Consider the following 17,263-nt stretch of genomic DNA (forward strand, 5'->3'; position numbering starts at 1 on the left):
CGTCTCAAAACAGGATTTGAAACCTTACAAGCGAAAGAATTTCCTTTCCGTTTCCCCTTTTCTCATTCCCCTTCTCCTGCTTTTCCTTTCCCTTGCTCCTGATTCCTAGGCTATGCAGCCTGCATATTTTTGAATTGTGTGGGTGTCATCTTAGTGACTTGTTTAAATGCTCGATTAAATGCGGCCTTTGAACTAAATCCGGCATCAAAGGTTAATTCAGTAATTGATTTATGCGAGTGGTTCCTCATAGCCTGACAAACGTAATCCACTCGTAGAGTATTGATATACTCATTAAAACTCTTGTTGGCATTTAGGTTAATAGCTCTTGATATATCTCGTTGCTGAAAACCAGAAAATTCTGATAATTGTGCTAGTGTGAGCCTTTCTATTAAAAACCATTGCTCCTCTTTTATTTGCTCTTCTAAGGCACTGAATATAACTAGAAACTGAGCAGCGTCTTCCTTTTCTGCACTTTGAGCTCTATCACAACTTAAGCCTTCATCTCCAGTGCTGTGGCTATCAGAGCTACGGGCTTGCGCTTTATCATTTGACCTATTTTCAATTGCCGGTGCACTTTGTTGTGAGTTTAGTTTATAGGTAATAAACATAACCATAACCAACCACAACGTATTATTGACGCTCTGCCCAAATACATTTAAATCCGCAGAAATAAAAGGTTGAAGATTCAGTCGTACAAGGTCAATTACATTAAAACTAGCGGTGATCACGACAACCCAAATCATCCACTGAAAGGAATATTCATCTGAGTCTGAACGTTCAGCATCAAGGTGACGTTTATATTGTTGCAACTGACGTGCAGTGAGCACCGAATACGCTAAACGAGACAGCGTACCCAACGCAATGATAGCTTGGACATATTGTGAAAAAGCCATGGAAAGAAGTGCGGGTAAAAAACTGCAAACCGTCACGCTTATTAAGCGCATTTTTAGTGAGAAGCGAACAGGCCAAGTACAACATTGGGCCGAACAATAATAAAAAGGTGGGTGTAAACTGGGTAAGATAAGGCGCAATACCTTTTGCTTCAAGTATATTCATTAATGCTGAAAGCGCTAAAAGCAGTAACAATACACAAATTCCACGATGCCCTGCTTTGCTCCATAAGATGGCACAGCCTTGTATGCTGGCTATAACTATCCCGGCATTAATTAAACTAATGGGTTCAAGTGGCACATTTCTTACCTAAAAACATACATAAACAAAAAAGCCCAAGGTAAATACCGTTGGGCTTTGAAAGACTATACAAGCTTTAACACGACTACTGAGCCTTGATCACTTCTTGACCAGCCATGTAAGGCACAAGTGCTTTTGGAATAGTCACACTGCCATCGGCTTGCTGATTATTTTCTAAAATAGCTACCAATGTACGGCCAACTGCCAAACCAGAACCGTTTAATGTATGCAGCAACTCTGTTTTTTGCGTTTCTGGATTACGGTAACGTGCTTGCATACGGCGCGCTTGGAAATCTAGCATGTTTGAACATGAAGAAATTTCACGATACGTGTCTTGTGCAGGTAACCAAACTTCAAGATCATAGGTTTTACATGCACCAAAGCCCATATCACCCGTACACAACAATACCTTTCTATACGGCAATTCTAACTTCTGAAGAATTGCCTCTGCATGGCTCGTTAATGCTTCAAGTGCATCGAAGCTGTCTTCTGGCTTAACCAGTTGCACTAATTCAACTTTGTCGAATTGGTGTTGACGAATTAGGCCTCGTGTATCACGACCATACGAACCTGCCTCTGAACGAAAACATGGTGTATGCGCCGTCATCTTCACAGGTAGTGTTTTGACATCAAGAATTTCATCGCGTGCGATGTTAGTTAACGGCACCTCGGCGGTTGGAATAAGGCTTAAACCCTGACCTTCTTCAGTTGCAGGTTGGGTGTGGAATAAGTCTTCACCAAACTTTGGCAATTGCCCTGTGCCGTAAAGGCTGTCTGCATTAACCAAGTACGGCACATACATTTCCTGATAACCGTGCTCTTGTGTATGTACATCTAGCATAAATTGCGCAATAGCACGGTTTAAACGCGCTATGTCACCACGCATTACCACAAAACGGCTGCCCGTTAATTTACTGGCTAGCGCAAAATCAAGACCGTTATTCAAACCTTCAGCAATATCGACGTGATCTTTTACATCAAAGTCGAACTTACGTGGCTCACCCCAACGGCTAATTTCCACATTATCATCTTCATCTTTACCTGTCGGTACAGATGCATCAGGCAAATTAGGAATACCCTGAGTGAAAATACTAATTTCTTCTAGCAGTTCGCTTAGCTCAGCTTTTGCCGAATCTAGCTCGTCACCTAATTTACCTACTTCGGCAAGCAACGGGGCAATATCTTCGCCTTGTGCTTTAGCTTTACCAATGGATTTACTTCGTACGTTGCGTTCGTTTTGCAGATCCTGTGTTCTGGACTGAAGTGTTTTTCTTTTTTCTTCAAGCGAACTGAAAGCTGCTACATCGAGGTTAAAACCACGGGCAGCCAATCGCTCGGCTGTTTGTTCTATATCGCTTCGCAAACACTTTGGATCTAACATGTGTTTCTACTTATCCTTTCATCAATTCAATTGCAAGCCACCCTGCTAATAAACAGGCGCCTACATTAAGAAATACATTTGCTATGGCTTTTAACCACAGCCCATTTTCTAACAACGTTAATGTTTCTACTGAAAACGTAGAGAACGTAGTGAATGCTCCTAAAAGGCCAACACCAATCAATGCTCGATAAGGTGAATCATTTAAATCGTGCCGTTCAATAAAGCCGTAAAGTATCGCTAAAGCAAACGACCCCACTACATTCACGGCTAGTGTACCAAACGGCAAGTGTTTTCCAAATAAGGAATCAACGGTAGTTGTAACAAAATACCGCAAACAAGCACCGGTTGCGCCACCCATGGCAATAAAACAATACAAAGCAAGTCCTTGAGGCACAATAATACTCCCTAAAACAGGTTATTTGCGTTTATTTTTTAATCGATAGAATGTAAGACTATTGTATTTATAATCTACTATTGGAATTACCCTTCTGGGCTTTGGTATTTCTTTTACCTTTTTTCCGTAACTTTTTACCTTATCTTTTTACCTTATCTTTTTATCTTACTCCGCGCATTAAGTGAATCAAGGTAATCCCGTTTGGCTTTCAACGCTTTCTCTAAACCTCGCTCATTAGGATGATAAAAGCGCGTGCCGGTTAAGCCTTCTGGAAAGTAGTTCTCTCCCGCGGCAAAGGCATGTTGCTCATTATGTGCATACCGGTAGCCATCACCGTGCCCCAACTCTTTCATCAGCGATGTAGGTGCATTACGAAGGTGCATAGGTACAGGTGCATCAGATGTTTTTCGCGCGAGTGCCCTGGCATCATTAAATGCCATGTAAACTGCGTTACTTTTAGCCGCAAGCGCACAATAAACCGCTGCTTGCGCTATTGCCCGTTCCCCCTCTGCAGGGCCGACTCGATGAAAGGTATCCCAAGCATTAATGCACAACTGCATTGCACGGGGGTCTGCATTGCCAATATCCTCTGAAGCAATGGCCAATAACCGTCTTCCAACGTAAAGCGCATCACCGCCCCCCTCTAATATACGTGCATACCAATACAACGCTGCATCTGGGTCTGATCCGCGCACCGACTTGTGAAATGCAGAAATTAAATCGTAGAACGTATCGCCTTTATTATCGTAGCTGGCAACTTTCTGTCCTACAGCTTGTTCTATATCACCGATGCTAATTTGTTTACCACTGGTAAAGTCTGCCGACAGCTCTAAGTAAGTCAACAATCTTCGTGCATCCCCGCCACTGAGTTCAACTAAAGCAGCCTTTGCATTATCATCAATACACAGTTTTCGCTCGCCAAGCCCTTTGGGAGTGTCGGTAAGCGCTCGGTCGATTAACTGATACAGCGCATCTTGCTCTAGAGGTTTTAGAACATAAACACGGACACGTGAGAGCAATGCATTATTTAATTCAAATGATGGGTTTTCTGTGGTGGCGCCAATAAAGGTAACAACTCCAGATTCTACAAAAGGTAAAAACGCATCTTGTTGACTTTTATTGAAACGATGAACCTCGTCTACAAATAAAAGGGTTCTTTGATTATAACGCGCGTTGTCCTGCGCTTTATCCATAGCTGCGCGAATGTCTTTCACACCACTGGTAACTGCAGAGATTCGAAGAACTGTGGCATTGGTATAATGGGCAATAAGCTCAGCCAGTGTCGTTTTTCCAGTGCCGGGAGGACCCCAGAGGATCATAGAGTGACAATGACCTGACTCCAACATTTTACGCAACGGCTTGTCTTGTCCAAACAAATGCTGCTGCCCGCAATATTCTTCAACAGTAACAGGGCGCATGCGCGCCGCTAGTGGCGCAAATGCTTGATTAACGCTGGTCATCTACTATGTAACTGTTAGGCACATCTACGCTAAACACGTCGGCGGCAAGTGGAAAACGGGTTTCAATACCACTAAATACCAAGGCACTTATTTGTTGTTGCATGTCTAACATGGTTAGCCCCGCCAGCTCATCGTTTTGATTGAACGCAAGTGTTAACGTGACAATTTGACCGCCACTTTGCTTTGGAGTGACTTGAAAGCTTCTCATTTTACGGGTTTTGTCATCACTGACTGTATGTGACGTATCTACCGTGCGAATAGAAAACTTATCCCAAGTAGCTTCATCATTAGCGGTTAACAACACTATTGGGTTATCTTTAATGGCTTGCTCTTGGGATAGCACGGTAACTTGCTCTACAAACGTATCCACGTTCCAAACCGCTTCGCCATCGGCAATTAACAGCGTTTCATCTGGAAAAGTAGTTTCCCAACGCAACTTGTTAGGACGCGTCATCGTTAACGTCCCCTGTGCTTCATGAACAATGTTCTGCTGTGCATCCACCACGGTTTGTTCAAAATTGGCGCGAAACTGACTCATATTGCTCAATAGCGCATGTAACGCTATATCGGCGTGGGTATCTTTCAATTCAATTTCTGCTAACCCACTACTTCCCTGTTCACCGTTTAGTGTTTCATGCGAAGTTTGTTGCAATTTCAAGGCCGCGGCGTTTACGACTGTATTTGCGCCATCTTCTACTGATGCTTCATACAATGGTCCTTGAAACTCCGTGGAATTAAATGCTGTACTTTCTAGAGTAAATACCAGGCTTAATGCCCCAGCGAAATAAACTGATACTGCTTTTTTCATAACCTTATTCCGTGTCTATTCTTTGTGGGGGGGCGGTGCGAGTACTTCGCGATTACCGTTATGCCCCTGTGCACTTACGACCCCACTCATTTCCATTTGTTCCACTAAGCGCGCGGCGCGATTGTAACCAATTCTGAATTTACGCTGCACACTAGACACACTAGCGCGACGAGTTTCTGTAACAAAAGCAACAGCCTCGTCATAAAAAGCATCGAATTCTTGTTCTTCACCTTCAGGTTGCTCACCGGGTAACAAGACTTCTGCAGAAGCTTCACCATTGAGTATTTCATCGATATATTCTGGCTCACCGCGCTTTTGCCAATCGGCAACCACAGCATGTACTTCGTGATCGTCCACAAAGGCACCGTGTACACGAGTTGGAACTGGACTACCCGGTGGTAGATACAACATATCTCCCATTCCAAGCAAAGCTTCTGCGCCTTGTTGATCTAGAATCGTACGCGAATCAATTTTGCTGGAAACTTGAAACGCAATACGGGTAGGAATGTTTGCTTTGATCAAGCCTGTAATAACATCAACAGACGGGCGTTGTGTAGCAAGAATAAGGTGAATACCCGCCGCACGGGCTTTCTGTGCAATTCGTGCAATTAGCTCTTCTACTTTCTTACCAACAATCATCATCATGTCGGCAAATTCGTCAACCACAACCACAATGGCAGGTAACTTTTGTAAGTCTGGTGCCTCAGCATCCATACTTTCTTCACTTTTCCACAACGGATCTTTTATCGGTGTACCATTGGCAATGGCTTCTTCTACTTTTGCGTTGTAACCCTTTAAGTTACGCACACCTAATGCACTCATCAGTCGATAACGTCGTTCCATTTCACCCACACACCAACGAAGCGCATTGGCCGCTTCTTTCATGTCGGTGACCACTTCCGCCAGCAAGTGAGGAATGCCTTCATATACCGAAAGCTCAAGCATTTTGGGGTCAATCATTATCATACGCACATCTTCAGGCGTGCTCTTGTACAGCAAGCTTAAGATCATGACGTTTACACCAACCGATTTACCTGAGCCCGTGGTACCGGCCACTAGTAAATGCGGCATTTTAGCTAAATCAACCACCACAGGTTTACCTGAGATATCAGCGCCTAATACCATGGTTAACGGAGAGCTATTCGACTGAAAAGCGTCACAGCTTATTACTTCACTCAAACGCACCATTTCGCGCTTTTTATTCGGTAGTTCTAGTCCAATAAAAGATTTACCCGGAATAACTTCTACAACACGTACCGAAATCGCAGACATCGCACGGGCTAAATCTTTCGACAGCCCGGTAATTTTACTCACCTTAACACCCGGTGCTAAATCAAGCTCAAAACGTGTAATTACAGGTCCAGGAGACACCCCCACAACTCTAGCCTCGATATTAAAATCGGCCAGCTTTTCTTCAACCAAACGAGAAATTGCGTCAATTTCTTCTGGCGTTAATGGGTTTTCATGCTTGTCTGCGCGCTCTAACAAATCAAAAGATGGCATTGGCGGCAATTCACAATTGCTCTCCCCTGCCCTCGCTTTCACCGGTTTAGCACCCACAACAACAGGGGTAAAAGGTTGGCGAACTGGCTGCGCTGTAGCTACATCCTTGACTGAAGATTGGCCATTACTAGCTGGATGAATAGTAGCCGCAGGTCGCGAGCCCGTTTCATACGGTGCGTCCTCGTCGAACTCTTCTAACTCATCAAAATTGATTGTTGGGCTTTGTTGAACTTTCGTCTCCTGCTGGTCTACAGCATGATCTACTTCATTTTCACTTGCGGCAGCGCTGGCTTCAGTTTTGTTTAGTCCGACCTTTTCTTTAAAGCCATTAGTCACGGCGTCACGCATTCCTGAAAGTGAGAATGGTGAACGCTTTTGATCTAAAGCTTCACTGGTCGTTACATCTTGAGTTGATGAGTCTGCATCTGTAGCGCTGTCATTATTACTATTAGCGACAGCGTCATCTACATTGTCGTTTTGAAAATAAAACGGCGGCGTATCATTGCGTTCATTGTCTGCACTATCGCAATTTGCGTTAGATTCCTTAAAAGAAAAGCGAGGCTCACTTCTATGTGCAGAAGTTCGTGGGCTTTCAGAAACGCTATCACTGTGATGGTCATCAGCGTTAGCCCCTTCATAAACGGGCTCTGCTCGCATAGACGTTATATCGAGTTCAGAAGTACTTTGAGCATCGTTAGCCTTGTTGCCCAAAGCCACTTTTGGCATGTCTAGCGCAAGTAGGTTTTTGGGCGCACTGGTAAGTTTACGGCCAAGCCATAATGTGGCCTCACCTAATTTATCAATAATAGTAAGCCAGCTGATCCCCGTTAACAAGGTAAAGCCCGTACACAAAAAACACAGTAATAATAAAATTGTACCCGCTGTATTAAAATAGGGAATGAGAGCTGAACTAATGACATCGCCGACAAAACCGCCAGCGGAGAAGTTATAGATGTCATTCACATTAATACTGGCTATGCCTGTAGCACCTAAAGCCATCAGAAGACCACCAACGATACGCAATCCGATGGTTAAATAATCGAATTCATCGAGTTCTTTGATGTGCTGAAATAAAAACCAACCTAAAAATGCAGAGCCAAAAGGCAACAAATACGCTAGCCATCCAAAAGAAAACAACAATAAATCAGCAATCCACGCACCCGTGGCGCCTACCCAATTGTTCACGTCTAGCTGCAAGCCAGCTTGACTCCAACCTGGATCGCCTGGATGAAAAGATGCTAGTGCCAGCAATAAGAAAAAGGCGAAAACACAGGCTATTATCATACCTGCTTCCCACACTCGCTGAACCCCTGTTAATCGCGCCATAACCCTAAAAAACCTTCATTTCTTCCATTGCATTTAACCAACAGCATTGTGCTGAGTTAAACGCGATATTTAAGCGCCGAAATTCGAACAATTTCTGTCGAATACTTCGTGTTAAGTACTTTATTATTTTTCTAATTTGCTTTTAAAAAAGCATTTAATGTAACTGCCATATCTCGCATGTATTTCGTTGCCAACCCTTGCGTTGATAATACATGCACATAAAGCAAACACTGTATTTTTGCACAGCCTACCACAAAAAACGGTTTGTGAGCCACGCTTTCATTACTTCAAATTAATACGTAAGGATGAAGTACTTTTCACTTCTTCCATTACCACATAAGTGCGAGACTCACTTACTCCCGGTAATCTTAGCAATGTATCACCTAGCAGTTTTCGATAACTACCCATATCGGCAACTCGCGCTTTAAGTAAAAAATCAAAATCCCCTGATACTAAGTGACATTCTTGAATATCATCGTGCAATTTAACCGCAGCAGAAAATTCTGCGAAGATATCCACCGATGTTTTCGTCAACGTAATTTCTACAAAGACTAACATCGCCGCACCGAGCTTTTCGGGGTCAACCACTGCATGATAGCCTTTGATATAGCCTTGGCTTTCCAAACGCTTCACTCGCTCGAGGCAAGGACTAGGGCTTAGCCCCACTTCTTTAGCAAGCTCTACGTTTGAGATCCTGCCATTTTTCTGTAATTGAACCAGTATATTCCTGTCTATTCGGTCAAGGTGTTTTGGGGTTTTCACCAGCATATAATATTTTCCACAACCCAATTTTTACCAAATTATATTCCATAAACGGCAATTCTTCAGCAGATAGTTCGCATTTTATTATCGTATACTGCGCCGCACAAACACCCTTAGTTATATCAAGCATGTTGTTATTTTTGATTAATTTATAAACAATAATAAACAACAGGCCCTATACTATATTTATTAAACACGAGCCGTTAAGAAGCTCAAACAATAATAGAGGATCACGCATGCTAGTTGGTGTACCAAAAGAAATTAAGAACCACGAATACCGCGTTGGCTTAACGCCTGCTGCTGTTAAAGAGTTTGTGACACATGGTCACAGCGTGCTAGTAGAAACAAAAGCGGGCGACGCAATTGGTTTCACTGACGAGATGTATGTAGAGGCTGGCGCATCAATCGCGGCAACAGCAGAGCAAGTATTTGCAGAAGCTGAAATGATTGTAAAAGTGAAAGAGCCACAGCCTAACGAATGTAAAATGCTTCGCAAAGGTCAAACTCTTTACACCTATTTACACCTTGCACCAGATCCAACACAAACTAAGCTACTTGTTGAATCAGGCGCTACCTGTATTGCTTATGAAACAGTAACAGACGAACGTGGTGGCTTACCTCTTCTAGCGCCAATGAGTGAAGTTGCCGGTCGTATGTCGGTTCAAGCCGGTGCACATTACCTAGAAAAAGCACACGGTGGTAGCGGTACACTTTTAGGTGGGGTACCAGGTGTTGCTCCAGGTAAAGTACTTATTATCGGTGGCGGTGTTGTAGGTATTAACGCCGCGAAAATGGCACTAGGCTCAGGCGCTGATGTAACTATTCTTGACCGCTCACTACCGCGTCTTCGTCAAATCGATGATATCTTTAATGGTCAAGTTAAGACGGTTTATTCTACCGTTGACGCTATTGAACATTATTCTTCAAAAGCTGACCTTGTTGTTGGTGCGGTTCTTATTCCAGGCGCAGCAGCTCCTAAATTGCTAACTCGTGAACACATTGCAGCAATGAAACCAGGATCAGTTTTAGTAGACGTAGCAATTGACCAAGGTGGTTGTTTCGAAACCTCTAAAGCAACAACACACCAAGACCCGGTTTACATGGTTGATGATGTGGTGCACTACTGTGTTGCTAACATGCCAGGTGGTGTTGCACGTACTTCAACTATGGCGCTGAACAATGCAACCTTGCCGTTTGGTTTGGCATTGGCAAACAAAGGCCCTGCGAAAGCGATGCTTGAAGACAAACACCTGTTGAACGGCCTAAACGTTCATGAAGGTAAAGTAACGTACAAAGCCGTTGTAGATGCGCTAGGCGAAGAGCTTGGTCTAACTTACACGCCTGCTGAAGTAGCACTTAAAGGCGAATAATCAAAACACTAAAAGAAGATAGTCTCTATTTTCTTTTTTCATTAAAAAACCGAGTATGCAAAAACATACTCGGTTTTTTGTTTCTAAATCCTATGATAAATAGGTAAACAATCGCTGAGTGAATTAAGTTATTAAATAAGCGGTGCTATAGACGCGTTCACTTCAGTAAGCACAGCAATTGGATCTTCAGCTTTTGTAATGGGACGGCCCATTACTAGATAACTTACACCACTATTTATGGCATCAGGTGGGGTCATAACCCGCTTTTGATCACCCGCATCTGTACCTATTGGACGAATACCTGGTGTAACAAGCAAAAATTCAGGGTTATGTTTTTCACGCAATGCGTTGGCTTCTTTCGCCGAACACACAATACCGTCTAACCCCGCTTTTTCGGTTAACGCAGCAAGACGAAGCACTTGCTCTTCTGGCGTAACTCCACTTACAACATCAGCAAGCTGCACGTCATCCATACTGGTTAGTACAGTTACTGCAATCAACTTTGTTGATGGATTAGCACTATTCGCAATGGCTTCCTTAGCGGCTTGCATCATTGGTAACCCACCCGATGCATGCACGTTTACCATCCATACGCCTAGCTCAGCAGCAGCTTTGCATGCTTTCGCTACGGTATTTGGAATATCGTGAAATTTTAAATCTAAAAAGACATCAAAGCCTTTCGCGATGATTTCCTTTACGAACTCGGGGCCAAATAACGTAAACATTTCCTTGCCCACTTTCAGTTTGCACAACGTGGGGTCTAGCTTATCTATAAAAGCCATTGCGGTGTCTTTGTTGTCATAATCTAAGGCAACAATAACGCGTGGGTCTTGCATGTTACATTACTCTCCGTCTAACCCTTTTATGGGTTTTACCATTCCCCACTTCTTACAACTGGGGCATAACCAATATAATTTTCTACCTGAAAAGCCACAACTGTTGCACCGGTATTTGGGCCTTTGCAACATTTGCTTTTCAACTAACTCTTTTAATAAGCGCAAACTGTCTGCTGTGGTTTTATCCTGCAACTGGTCTATATACAACCCCATGAGGGTTTTGAAGCCTCGCATAGTCGGACGCTTTCGCAGTTGCTCCAATAGATATTCGGCCGCATTGGCGGTATCACCGCGTTTTAACAGTACGTCAACCATGGCTAAATACGACGTCGCACATTCTTGCCAGTGAGATTCTAAATTCTTTTGGAACGACTCCCAATCATCGGTTTCTTCAGCTATTTTCTCAAGACTTGGCACCGCTTCACTAAACCAATTGATATCTCTTTCAGCAACTTGCGTAAAATAAGCATTCGCGTCTGTATAGCGCTTTTGATCTAGGGCGATTTCTCCTAGCATCAACCAAGGTCTTACGGCATATTCGTCTGCGTTGACTGCTTTTTGAAGTAGCGTAAGTGCTGCACCTTGGCTGTCATTTTTCAATTCTACCGAGGCTTGTTCACAATAAAAATGCGCTAAACGTTCACAAACTTCATCGTTATCGCCATGGCATTGTACCATACGCTCTGCCAATTCAATTGCCCGCTCCCATTCTTTAGTGGTTTGATAAATGCTAAACAATTGTTGCTGAGCAACTAGATAGTGCTTTTCGCTATTGAGAAGTTGAAGAAATGCATTCTCGGCTCGCTCCAAAAAGCCAGCTTGCGTGTAGTCATGCCCTAATTCGCGTAGTGCATTTTCACGCTGAGCAGGTTGAAGCTCTTCTCTACTGACTAAATTTTGATGTACTTTGATAGCGCGGTCTATTTCACCACGATGACGAAAAAAACTTCCCATGGCAATGTGGGTTTCAACAGTGTCACTATTGACGTTAATCATTTTAATTAACGTATCAACCGCTTTGTCTGGTTGATCTGATAATAGGAAGTTTAAACCTTTATAATAATGCTTCGACAGGATACTCGACTGTTTTCTTTGTGCCTGACGGACGCTGTTGCGCCCCATTATCCATCCATAACCTGCTGCAACAGGTAAAAGAAGAAACAGCAATTCTAGCATTATTTTTGTTGTTCCAGACGCTGAAGTTTTGACTTGGTAGCCATGAGTTGCACACGTAAATGCAACCAGCTACCCAGCATAATTAACACACCCACCAATACGCCTAACGACAGGGTAAAAGCGATTAATGTTGAAATACGCAATTCAGCCTGCGCAATTAAATAATTAACACTTATTTGAGTTTCGTTCTGTGAGCCCACCACAAACGCAATTGCCAACAGCATCAAAATGATTAGAAATGTTAGGATCCCTTTCAACACTAAACCCTTACTGATAATTTATTCGTAAGAATAGCAAAATGCGTAAAGAGATAATAGGAAAAAGCGTTTTACTTAGGTCGCCTATAAGTCACATAACCAAGGCCTGTAGATATTTAATATATGAATTACAGCTTTAGGCTGCACCTTCACCTTCTAAGTCTTGCTTTTTAGGTTTGGCAATTAGATTATCGACGACAAGATCATGATGCAGTGCTGACATATTGGTAATGAAAATACAGTGGGTATAACCCGCTTGCATAGTCTCCAATTTGTCATACATTGCTTTGTCTAACTTGGACAATTGAGCTAAACGTTTCTTGGTAAGCGGCGTTAACGCACCATGGCAACGTATAGCTGTCACATCTGTAGCACTTAACTGAATTTTCTCATCCAATAATTGGGTTCTAATCTGCGTACGCAATTTAGAATAGAGAAAATCCCTTTCTTTAATAAAAACCAAACGACTATCCGATTTTCGGACACAGTGCACGACGAGGTTCTGTTCCGACGTTTCTTTAAACATCGCTTCTAGTATTTGTGATTTAGGCTTAGCTTGTCCTTTATCAGCGAAAAAGCCGTGCAAAGGAATAATGTTCTTTGTCCTAGAAAAAGGATAGAGGTCGTCAGACGTTTCACTTTGATAAACGGTTTTAAGTCTATCGAGGGTAAAACGGTTCATCACACAAAGTACAGCAAGTGACGGCATATGTCTTACTGCCAGCTCCCAAATAAAGCGATGGGTTGAACGTTGAATGCGCGCGATATCTCGTAATTTAAAGTAGGCAGTATTTTCTTCTACCATACTGTCTACATTGGAGCCGACTTTCGACTTTTTATTATCTTCGACTAAACACAAACGCACTGTTCCTGAGGATGGGTCGTGATAAACCACTTTGTAGCGTTCATTTTTTATTTTTAGTTCAGGAACTGACACCCTAATTTCTTTTTGCAATTCACTGTTAGGTGACACTTTTAACTGCATACCACTTGCACTTAAATCGGCAACATGAGCGTCAAGTGACGATAGCAAACCCACTTTAATTACCGCTGGTTTATCAATGACATAGCGAGTTTCACAACGTCTATCAAGATCTTCTTCCATGACATAGTCAATTCGCCAATTCTTGCCACTGGCTTTGAGCGACTTTGACAACGGTTTAAATTCACATTTAGCAGTCAACGTTAAGTTAGTTAGATAACTTGAAACGTCTTTGCAATACATAACATGTGAAACCTTGGCGAGCTCTTCATATTCCTTACTTGCCAAATCGTGTATCGCAAAGGCTTTTTGTTTATCCACTCGACTTATTGTATCTAAACGACATTGTGTACAAATAAAGTCACCTGTTTTAGCCAATAAATAAACTAGTGCGTTTAACTGGCCCAACGCTAACAACTGTCGATGTGTGGCAGTAATTTGAACATTTCCGGTTTTCGTTTTTACTGCGCCATGGAATACGTAGGCTTCATTGTAAGTTAACAACTCTTGCGCCAAAGTCTCAAATATTGGCTTGTCCTGCAAACTCCTTAATAACTTAGTGGTATCGTTGTGCTCAACATTAGCCTTAGTAAATAGTGCGATAAGCGGTTTCAGGGACTTTTTTTCCGGCGTTAGGAATACAGGTAGCCACGGACTGTTCTCTAAAATACGGTCACGCTCTAGCTCTTGCATAGCTCGTTCTATTTCAAGATCGCGCTGCAAAGGTTGCTTATAAGCAGTAAGAGACACGTAACGTTTTATCGCCTGTAATACGGCCTCATCAACATCTTCATTAAAAACGAAAAACGATTCGTACTTGCCCAAGTGCTTATTGTATTTAACTGATTCCAGTTCGAGCTTAATTTCAGTGGGTTCTTTAGTGAGTCCTTTGACTTCAGGAAGCGTAAAGGTAAGCGTATCACCTGTTGAGGCGTTTGGAGGGCGCTTAGTCTCAAGTGCTATGCCCTTGTGGGATAACGAGCTTATCGGGCAATGACGCCCTTTCTCAAACTCAACTGAAGACAACGTAAAGTTAGGCCGAACTGCTATGTCGTCACCAAAGTCAATATCGGTGAACGACTGACTTTCTACATTAAACGCATCGACGATTTTTTTAAATTGTTCTTTTTTGATTTGAGTTTGATAAAAATCGGAATTCATTACCGACTCAAACACGCCAACCGTATAACGATCTTGGTATAGTGAGGTTTCGTTTTTGAGTATCTGTGCCCCTACTTTATCTAGGCGCATAGGCACACCGAAGTGTTTAAACTTCATTACGGGGAATTGGGCAAAAGCCGAATTGTCCGCTGGTGCATCAGTTAACGAAGTTAAACGTACAACCTCTTCTTTAACTATTTTTCTAACACTACTGGGAAGTCGTTTAGAAAATTTATTTATACCCTCTAGCAGCTTATTTTGCTGTTCGTAAGGAATAAGTGCACGTATTAGCGGCTGATACTGCTTTATTATTGATTGTTCTTCGCCGGCTGACATTACTTATAAGATTATTAATTATAATTATGTGGATAATATATAACCGTAATAAACGCGGGGTCAACAAGTAAAATAAGAGAAGAAGATAGAAGAAAGAGACGATATGTTTAAAGTTGGCGACAAAAATGTAAGCGCTTTTACTATTTTTAAATGAAAAGATTGAATGTCACAAACAAAAAAGCCGCATTAAAATGCGGCTTTTCAATATCTTATGCTATTGAGGCATCAACCCGTTCGCGAAGTTCTTTTCCTGGCTTAAAGTGCGGTACATATTTACCGTCCAGTTTCACAGTTTCACCCGTTTTAGGATTTCTACCGACGCGTGGCGCGCGATAGTGAAGCGAGAAACTACCAAAACCTCTAATTTCAATACGCTCACCTTTTTGTAAGGTTTGCGCCATTTGCTCTAGAAGCTCTTTTATAGCCAGTTCTAGCTCTTTCGCTGGAATATGACGCGCTTCATCCGCGAGCCGTTCAATTAATTCAGACTTGGTCATGATTAACCTCATTGTCAATATTATTGTTTAAACAGCTATCGCGAATTGGGTGTGCAAATGCACACCCACAAAAGCATTATTCGCCTTTAGCAGCTTTGAATGCTTCTGCCATCGCGTTAGCGAAACCAACATCTTCTTGTTGGTTAACTTTATCGATAGCTTCTTTTTCGTCAGCCTGATCTTTCGCTTTAACAGATAGGTTAACAGTGCGGTTCTTACGGTCTACACCCATGAACTTCGCTTCAATGCTATCACCAACGCTTGCAATTTCAGTTGCGTCTTCAACACGCTCTACAGCAAGATCTGCAACGCGGATGTAACCGTCAACTTCTTCAGCTAGGTTTACAGTAACACCTTTGGCATCAACTGCTGTTACTGTACCAGTAACGATAGCACCTTTCTTGTTATCTGTCAGATACTTGTTGAAAGGATCTTCTTCGATTTGCTTAACGCCAAGAGAGATACGCTCACGCTCTGGGTCGACTTGTAGTACAACTGCAGAGATTTCGTCGCCTTTCTTGTAGTCGCGAACCGCGTCTTCACCAGTCTTGTTCCAGCTGATGTCAGAAAGGTGAACTAGACCGTCGATGCCGCCGTCTAGGCCGATAAAGATACCAAAGTCAGTGATTGACTTGATCTTACCAGATACTTTGTCACCTTTTTCGTGTGACTCAGCAAATGTTTCCCAAGGATTAGCAATACACTGCTTAAGACCAAGAGAAATACGACGACGCTCTTCGTCGATTTCAAGAACCATAACATCTACAGTGTCACCTAGGTTAACAACTTTAGATGGGTGGATGTTCTTGTTAGTCCAATCCATTTCAGAAACGTGTACTAGACCTTCAACGCCGTCTTCTATTTCTACGAAACAGCCGTAATCAGTTAGGTTAGTAACCTGACCGTTGATCTTAGTGCCTTCTGGGTAACGAGAAGCAATTTCTTGCCATGGATCGTTGCCCATTTGCTTCATACCAAGAGATACGCGTTGCTTGTCTTTGTCGAACTTAAGTACTTTAACGTTGATTTCATCACCAACATTTACGATTTCGCTTGGGTGCTTAACGCGCTTCCAAGCCATATCAGTGATGTGTAGAAGACCATCTACGCCACCAAGGTCAACGAACGCACCGTAATCAGTAAGGTTCTTAACGATACCTTTGATTTCATGACCTTCTTCAAGGTTAGAAAGAAGTGATTCACGTTCTGCGCTGCTTTCTGCTTCGATAACTGCACGACGAGAAACAACAACGTTGTTACGCTTAGCGTCAAGCTTGATAACTTTAAATTCAAGCTCTTTGCCTTCAAGGTGTGTTGTGTCACGAACTGGACGTACGTCAACAAGTGAACCAGGAAGGAATGCGCGCACACTGTTAACTTCAACAGTGAAACCGCCTTTAACTTTACCGTTGATAACGCCTTTAATTGTGACTTTATCTTCGTAAGCTTTTTCCAGCTCAACCCACGCTTCGTGACGCTTCGCTTTTTCGCGAGATAGGATAGTTTCACCGAAACCATCTTCAACAGCATCGAGTGCTACGTCTACTTCGTCACCGATAGCGATTTCTAGTTCGCCTTCAGCGTTTTTGAATTGGTCAGCTGGGATAGCACTTTCTGATTTCAAGCCAGCGTCTACAAGAACGATGTCTTTATCGATAGAAACAACAGTACCTTTTACAATTGAACCAGGACGTGTTTCTAGTTCTTGTAAGCTTTCTTCAAAAAGTTGTGCAAAATTTTCAGTCATAAGTCTCAAATAACTTTTAAGTTGATATCCACGCTTCTTATCCGGACAACGTGGGGTTATTAAAATTAGTCGCTAC

General features: G+C 42.6%; 14 protein-coding genes. 1 reads left to right on the forward strand and 13 read right to left on the reverse strand.

Features of this window, described 5'->3' with window-relative positions; translation table 11 throughout:
- Positions 1-110: 110 nt before the first annotated feature.
- From EYR97_RS07895 to lrp, 7 genes are all read right to left on the reverse strand, one after another.
- Positions 111-893, reverse strand: coding sequence for an AraC family transcriptional regulator (locus tag EYR97_RS07895; protein WP_165478006.1), 783 nt, complete (start codon positions 891-893; stop codon positions 111-113).
- Positions 894-1,276: 383 nt separating this feature from the next.
- Positions 1,277-2,572, reverse strand: coding sequence for a serine--tRNA ligase (gene serS / locus EYR97_RS07900; RefSeq protein WP_131093300.1), 1,296 nt, complete (start codon positions 2,570-2,572; stop codon positions 1,277-1,279).
- Positions 2,573-2,582: 10 nt separating this feature from the next.
- Positions 2,583-2,966, reverse strand: a complete 384-nt coding sequence (gene crcB, locus EYR97_RS07905) for a fluoride efflux transporter CrcB (protein ID WP_131093301.1) — start codon at positions 2,964-2,966, stop codon at positions 2,583-2,585.
- A gap of 152 nt (positions 2,967-3,118) precedes the next feature.
- Entirely contained in the window at positions 3,119-4,426 is a 1,308-nt protein-coding gene (locus tag EYR97_RS07910; protein WP_131093302.1) for a replication-associated recombination protein A, read from the reverse strand.
- Positions 4,413-5,234, reverse strand: coding sequence for an outer membrane lipoprotein chaperone LolA (gene lolA / locus EYR97_RS07915; protein ID WP_131093303.1), 822 nt, complete (start codon positions 5,232-5,234; stop codon positions 4,413-4,415). The genes EYR97_RS07910 and lolA overlap by 14 nt, the downstream gene beginning before the upstream one ends.
- Positions 5,235-5,249: 15 nt before the next feature.
- A complete protein-coding gene (locus EYR97_RS07920) occupies positions 5,250-8,063 on the reverse strand; it encodes a DNA translocase FtsK (protein WP_131093304.1) in 2,814 nt (937 codons plus the stop codon).
- A 282-nt stretch (positions 8,064-8,345) separates the two neighbouring features.
- Positions 8,346-8,831 (reverse strand): leucine-responsive transcriptional regulator Lrp, encoded by a 486-nt coding sequence (gene lrp / locus EYR97_RS07925; protein WP_131093305.1) that lies wholly within the window; start codon positions 8,829-8,831, stop codon positions 8,346-8,348.
- A gap of 230 nt (positions 8,832-9,061) precedes the next feature.
- Between lrp and ald the strand changes: the two genes are divergently transcribed.
- Positions 9,062-10,195, forward strand: coding sequence for an alanine dehydrogenase (ald, locus tag EYR97_RS07930; RefSeq protein ID WP_131093306.1), 1,134 nt, complete (start codon positions 9,062-9,064; stop codon positions 10,193-10,195).
- A gap of 131 nt (positions 10,196-10,326) precedes the next feature.
- On the opposite strand, the gene pyrF is transcribed toward ald, so the two are convergent.
- The 6 genes from pyrF to rpsA all read right to left on the reverse strand — a co-directional run bounded on the left by pyrF (position 10,327) and on the right by rpsA (position 17,187).
- Complete coding sequence (gene pyrF / locus EYR97_RS07935) at positions 10,327-11,031, reverse strand: orotidine-5'-phosphate decarboxylase (protein WP_131093307.1); 705 nt, start codon at positions 11,029-11,031, stop codon at positions 10,327-10,329.
- Positions 11,032-11,037: 6 nt separating this feature from the next.
- A complete protein-coding gene (gene lapB, locus EYR97_RS07940; RefSeq protein WP_131093308.1) occupies positions 11,038-12,207 on the reverse strand; it encodes a lipopolysaccharide assembly protein LapB in 1,170 nt (389 codons plus the stop codon).
- Positions 12,207-12,467: a LapA family protein gene (locus EYR97_RS07945; RefSeq protein ID WP_242634952.1), complete on the reverse strand. Its 261-nt coding sequence runs from the start codon at positions 12,465-12,467 to the stop codon at positions 12,207-12,209. Before EYR97_RS07945 ends, lapB begins: the two co-directional genes overlap by 1 nt.
- A 133-nt stretch (positions 12,468-12,600) precedes the next feature.
- Positions 12,601-14,943 carry a PilZ domain-containing protein gene (locus EYR97_RS07950; protein WP_131093310.1) on the reverse strand — a complete coding sequence of 781 codons (2,343 nt, stop codon included), beginning with the start codon at positions 14,941-14,943 and terminating at the stop codon, positions 12,601-12,603.
- A gap of 209 nt (positions 14,944-15,152) precedes the next feature.
- On the reverse strand, positions 15,153-15,440 hold the full coding sequence (gene ihfB / locus EYR97_RS07955; RefSeq protein ID WP_131093311.1) for an integration host factor subunit beta: 288 nt from the start codon (positions 15,438-15,440) through the stop codon (positions 15,153-15,155).
- A gap of 76 nt (positions 15,441-15,516) precedes the next feature.
- Entirely contained in the window at positions 15,517-17,187 is a 1,671-nt protein-coding gene (rpsA, locus tag EYR97_RS07960; protein ID WP_131093312.1) for a 30S ribosomal protein S1, read from the reverse strand.
- Positions 17,188-17,263: the final 76 nt, after the last annotated feature.

Source organism: Alteromonas sp. KUL42 (genome assembly GCF_006538325.1).
GTDB lineage: Bacteria > Pseudomonadota > Gammaproteobacteria > Enterobacterales > Alteromonadaceae > Alteromonas.